The sequence below is a fragment of the Enterobacter sp. HG048 genome, assembly GCF_024702055.1.
In the GTDB taxonomy this organism is placed as follows: Bacteria; Pseudomonadota; Gammaproteobacteria; order Enterobacterales; family Enterobacteriaceae; genus Enterobacter; species Enterobacter dykesii.
The window spans coordinates 1-4,794 of record NZ_JANLIZ010000033.1; the positions used below are offsets into that span (position 1 = coordinate 1).

The 4,794-nt window shown below is 50.3% G+C and carries 8 protein-coding genes and 2 pseudogenes; 1 reads left to right on the forward strand and 9 read right to left on the reverse strand.

Translation table 11 applies throughout. The annotated features are described in order from the left end of the window. The 6 genes and pseudogenes from NUX24_RS21580 to rpsJ form a co-directional block, all read right to left on the reverse strand. Window positions 1-87: pseudogene (locus NUX24_RS21580) on the reverse strand (30S ribosomal protein S19); the annotation flags it as partial. Between the two features lie 16 nt (window positions 88-103). After that, window positions 104-925 carry a 50S ribosomal protein L2 gene (gene rplB / locus NUX24_RS21585; protein WP_000301859.1) on the reverse strand — a complete coding sequence of 274 codons (822 nt, stop codon included), beginning with the start codon at window positions 923-925 and terminating at the stop codon, window positions 104-106. Between the two features lie 17 nt (window positions 926-942). Continuing rightward, window positions 943-1,245: a 50S ribosomal protein L23 gene (rplW, locus tag NUX24_RS21590; protein WP_000617546.1), complete on the reverse strand. Its 303-nt coding sequence runs from the start codon at window positions 1,243-1,245 to the stop codon at window positions 943-945. Next, complete coding sequence (gene rplD / locus NUX24_RS21595; RefSeq protein WP_000424395.1) at window positions 1,242-1,847, reverse strand: 50S ribosomal protein L4; 606 nt, start codon at window positions 1,845-1,847, stop codon at window positions 1,242-1,244. The genes rplW and rplD overlap by 4 nt, the downstream gene beginning before the upstream one ends. 10 nt (window positions 1,848-1,857) lie before the next feature. Then, window positions 1,858-2,487: a 50S ribosomal protein L3 gene (gene rplC, locus NUX24_RS21600; RefSeq protein WP_006178923.1), complete on the reverse strand. Its 630-nt coding sequence runs from the start codon at window positions 2,485-2,487 to the stop codon at window positions 1,858-1,860. Between the two features lie 32 nt (window positions 2,488-2,519). Then, entirely contained in the window at window positions 2,520-2,831 is a 312-nt protein-coding gene (rpsJ, locus tag NUX24_RS21605) for a 30S ribosomal protein S10 (RefSeq protein WP_001181005.1), read from the reverse strand. A gap of 380 nt (window positions 2,832-3,211) precedes the next feature. Here rpsJ and NUX24_RS21610 point away from each other — a divergent pair, with 380 nt between their 5' ends. After that, window positions 3,212-3,685, forward strand: a complete 474-nt coding sequence (locus NUX24_RS21610) for an A24 family peptidase (RefSeq protein WP_047652860.1) — start codon at window positions 3,212-3,214, stop codon at window positions 3,683-3,685. On the opposite strand, the gene bfr is transcribed toward NUX24_RS21610, so the two are convergent. The 3 genes and pseudogenes from bfr to tuf all read right to left on the reverse strand — a co-directional run. Beyond that, on the reverse strand, window positions 3,669-4,145 hold the full coding sequence (gene bfr / locus NUX24_RS21615; protein ID WP_008503492.1) for a bacterioferritin: 477 nt from the start codon (window positions 4,143-4,145) through the stop codon (window positions 3,669-3,671). The genes NUX24_RS21610 and bfr overlap by 17 nt on opposite strands. A 72-nt stretch (window positions 4,146-4,217) precedes the next feature. Further along, window positions 4,218-4,412 carry a bacterioferritin-associated ferredoxin gene (bfd, locus tag NUX24_RS21620; RefSeq protein ID WP_008503493.1) on the reverse strand — a complete coding sequence of 65 codons (195 nt, stop codon included), beginning with the start codon at window positions 4,410-4,412 and terminating at the stop codon, window positions 4,218-4,220. A gap of 179 nt (window positions 4,413-4,591) precedes the next feature. Next, window positions 4,592-4,794 (reverse strand): annotated as a pseudogene (tuf, locus tag NUX24_RS21625) (elongation factor Tu); the annotation flags it as partial.

Genomic DNA, 4,794 nt, shown 5'->3' on the forward strand with positions numbered 1-4,794 from the left:
CTTCTTGTCTCCGCTTTCCACCGCTTTCTCTACCTTCTTCAGCAAGTGCAGGTCAATAAAAGGACCTTTCTTGAGAGAACGTGGCATGGCTTATCCTCTAAAATTATTTGCTACGGCGACGTACGATAAATTTATCAGTACGCTTGTTGCTGCGGGTCTTCTTACCTTTGGTCTGAACGCCCCACGGAGTTACCGGGTGCTTACCAAAGTTACGACCTTCACCACCACCATGTGGGTGGTCGACTGGGTTCATCGCAGTACCGCGAACGGTAGGACGAACACCACGCCAGCGTGCAGCACCTGCTTTACCCAGAACGCGCAGCATATGCTCAGCATTGCCAACTTCGCCCAGAGTAGCGCGGCAGTCTGCTTCGACTTTACGCATTTCACCAGAACGCAGACGCAGGGTGACATAAGCACCATCACGAGCAACGATCTGAACGTAAGTACCAGCGGAACGTGCCAGCTGACCGCCTTTACCTGGTTTCATTTCTACGTTATGAACGGTAGAACCAACCGGGATATTGCGCATCGGCAGGGTGTTGCCTGCTTTGATTGCAGCATCAACGCCAGACTGAATCTGGTCGCCAGCTTTCAGGCCTTTAGGGGCCAGGATGTAACGGCGTTCGCCGTCTTTGTACAGAACCAGCGCGATGTTCGCGGAACGGTTCGGATCGTACTCAAGACGTTCAACAACTGCTGGGATACCGTCTTTGTTGCGTTTGAAGTCAACAATACGATAAGCCTGCTTGTGGCCACCACCGATGTGACGAGTGGTGATACGGCCATTGTTGTTACGACCACCGGATTTGCTGTTTTTTTCCAGCAACGGAGCAAAAGGTTTGCCCTTGTGCAGCTCAGGGTTAACCACTTTAACTACGTGGCGACGACCCGGAGATGTCGGTTTACATTTAACAACTGCCATTGTATTACTCCTCCGACTTACTCAGCGCCGCCAACGAAGTCCAGATTCTGGCCTTCTTTCAGGGTGACGTAAGCTTTTTTCCAGTCGCTACGACGACCGATACGCTGTCCGTGACGTTTAACTTTCCCTTTAACTACCAGGGTGTTAACGACTTCGACTTCGACTTCAAACAGTTTCTGCACAGCAGCTTTGATCTCTGCTTTGGTCGCGTCTTTAGCAACTTTGAGAACGATGGTGTTTGTTTTTTCCATCGCAGTAGACGCTTTTTCAGAAACGTGCGGTGCGCGAAGCACCTTCAGCAGACGTTCTTCACGAATCATGCCAGCATCTCCTCAACTTGCTTAACAGCATCAGCAGTCATTACGACTTTGTCGAAGGCGATCAGGCTAACCGGGTCGATACCAGTCGCATCGCGTACGTCAACCTTGTGCAGGTTACGTGCGGCCAGGAACAGGTTCTCGTCCAGCTCACCGGTGATGATCAGCACATCTTCCAGAGCCATGTCTTTCAGTTTCTGTGCCAGCAGCTTAGTTTTAGGCGCTTCAACAGAGAACTTCTCGACAACGATCAGACGATCCTGACGTACCAGTTCGGACAGGATGCTTTTCAGCGCGCCGCGGTACATCTTTTTGTTAACTTTTTGACTGTGGTCCTGTGGACGCGCAGCGAAGGTCACGCCACCTGAACGCCAGATCGGGCTCTTGATAGAACCTGAACGCGCACGGCCGGTACCTTTCTGGCGCCATGGCTTTTTGCCAGAACCAGTTACTTCAGCACGAGTCTTCTGAGCACGAGTACCCTGACGAGCACCAGCTGCATAAGCAACAACAACCTGGTGAACCAGCGCTTCGTTGAAATCACGACCGAAGGTAGTTTCGGAAACAGTCAGCGCGCTCTGCGCGTCTTTCAATACTAATTCCATTGCTATCCCCTTACGCCTTCACAGCTGGTTTAACGATCAGGTCGCTACCGGTTGCACCCGGAACTGCACCTTTAACCAGCAGCAGGTTGCGCTCAGCGTCAACACGTACTACGTCCAGGCTCTGAACGGTCACACGTTCGTTACCCAGCTGACCTGCCATTTTCTTGCCTTTGAACACTTTGCCCGGAGTCTGGTTCTGACCGATAGAACCCGGAACGCGGTGAGACAAGGAGTTACCGTGGGTAGCGTCCTGGGTACGGAAGTTCCAGCGCTTAACGGTACCAGCAAAACCTTTACCTTTAGAGGTACCGGTTACGTCAACTTTTTTAACGTCAGCAAACAGCTCAACGCTAATGTCCTGACCTACGGTGAACTCTTCGCCTTCAGCAAGACGGAATTCCCACAGACCACGGCCAGCTTCTACGCCAGCTTTAGCGAAGTGACCCGCTTCTGGTTTGGTTACACGGTTAGCTTTTTTAGCACCAGTGGTCACCTGAACAGCGCGGTAGCCATCGTTAGCCAGATCTTTAACCTGGGTAACGCGGTTTGCTTCAACTTCGATTACGGTTACTGGGATTGAAACGCCATCTTCAGTGAAGATGCGGGTCATGCCCACTTTTTTACCGACTAAACCAATCATTGTATCAACCTCTCAATCGCTCGATGACCTGATTAACCCAGGCTGATCTGCACGTCTACACCGGCAGCCAGATCCAGACGCATCAGAGCATCAACGGTTTTTTCAGTTGGCTCAACGATGTCAACCAGACGCTTGTGAGTGCGGATTTCGTACTGATCACGCGCGTCTTTGTTGACGTGCGGAGAGATCAGAACGGTGAAGCGCTCTTTGCGGGTCGGCAGCGGGATCGGACCACGGACTTGCGCACCAGTGCGCTTAGCAGTCTCGACGATTTCCGCGGTTGATTGATCGATCAGACGATGATCAAACGCTTTAAGGCGGATACGGATTCTTTGGTTCTGCATGAGACCAGAGCTCCAATTATTTTATAAACGAAAATGATTACTCCTCAAACCCATTACGATTGATGGGAGAGTGTAACCGTTCTTACGTAGCTCCCCAATTGGGAGCATTGTTGAGTAACAAAATGAGCTACTCTGGTTCTGATTGAACCCGCCGTCAATTACGACAAGCCCGCGCATTATACGTAAATCTGGGCAAGACGCAAGTGCCGTTTAGAAATTAAGCGCCAGAGGCGCAGTATGCGTAAGGGCGCGCAACTTTTTACGCAATGTATCCCTTCCCAATACTTTGTCTCGAGCCCCTACGCAATTGTCGTTTTTGGAGATTGCCGACCAGGCCGATCATAGCGAGGATGCGCTCAAACCCTTTTGAGGCCTTTTCCATGTTAACCATCCTCCCCTTTTTGCTGGTCTATTTTTCGCTGACTGCCTTTCTGGTCCGTGCAGATATTCGCTACGGACTACTTCCTGATAAATTTCTCTGCCCGCTGCTATGGGCGGGCCTGCTCTTTCAACTCTGCGTCCAACCTGATTTTCTGCCGAGTGCCGTGGTAGGTGCGATGGCTGGATATATCAGCTTTGCCGTTATTTACTGGGGATATCGGTTTATCTGCCGGCGTGAAGGGATGGGATATGGTGATGTAAAATACCTGGCGGCGCTTGGTGCGTGGCATGGCTGGTGCATGTTGCCTGCGCTGGCGTTACTCGCTGCGCTTATGGCGCTACTTTGCATTCTTGTGTTTTCGTTACTCCCCGGCGATAAGGGAGCATTAAAAAACCCACTGCCTTTTGGGCCATTTCTGGCAGCAGCGGGTTTATGCGTAGGCTGGAAGACGGTGGTTACTCTTCCACTTTAATCTGCGACTGAAGGTAGTTCTGCAGACCGATTTTAGCAATCAGATCCAGCTCCGTTTCCAGCCAGTCAATATGACCTTCTTCATCGGCCAGGATCTGAATCATCATATCGCGACTGACGTAGTCATGTACGCTGTCGGCATAGGCAATGGCTTCACGGAGATCTTTGGCACCTTCAAGTTCCAGCCTGAGGTCGGAACGCAGCATCTCTTCGACATCTTCTCCGATGCCCAGCTTTCCAAGATCCTGCAGGTTTGGAATGCCTTCAAGGAATAAAATACGCTCGATATATTTATCAGCGTGCTTCATTTCATCGATCGATTCATGGTACTCAACGTCGTTCAGACGTTTAAGCCCCCAGTTTTTGAACATTCTCGCGTGAAGAAAGTACTGGTTAATTGCGACAAGCTCATTTCCCAATAATTTATTGAGATAACTTATGATTTTAACATCACCTTTCATTATATAGTCCCTCCGCTTCCACTCATTGAAGCGTAGATCGGGCTACAGGGATGTCAAAAAAAAGATGGGCGCTTACGCGATCTCTTTGTATTCCGGGATCTGCATCAATTCGTCCTGCATGATCTCTCGCGCAGCACGTACACATTTACCGCATTGATTTCCCACTGGAACAAATTTGCGTAGCTGCTGAAATGACTGAGGCTGAAACTGACGAACGGCCTGACGTATTTTCTTGTCGCTTACACCATTACATAAACAAACGTACATAGAGACTCCCGTTCAAATTATGCGCAAAGTGTAAGTGAGAATGGTTATGATTACAATAGCACAAACGCCACAATACGGGGCGGGAGCAGGCAAAGAATGCGTAATTTTGTGACAATGCCTGAGCGGCAGAAAACAAAAAAGGACGCCGAAGCGTCCTTTTTTTATTCGGGGATAATTAATTAGCCCAGAACTTTAGCAACAACGCCCGCGCCAACGGTACGGCCGCCTTCACGGATTGCGAAACGCAGACCGTCATCCATCGCGATTGGGTGGATCAGAGTCACAACCATCTTGATGTTGTCGCCTGGCATTACCATCTCAACGCCTTCTGGCAGTTCGATGGTACCGGTCACGTCAGTTGTACGGAAGTAGAACTGTGGAC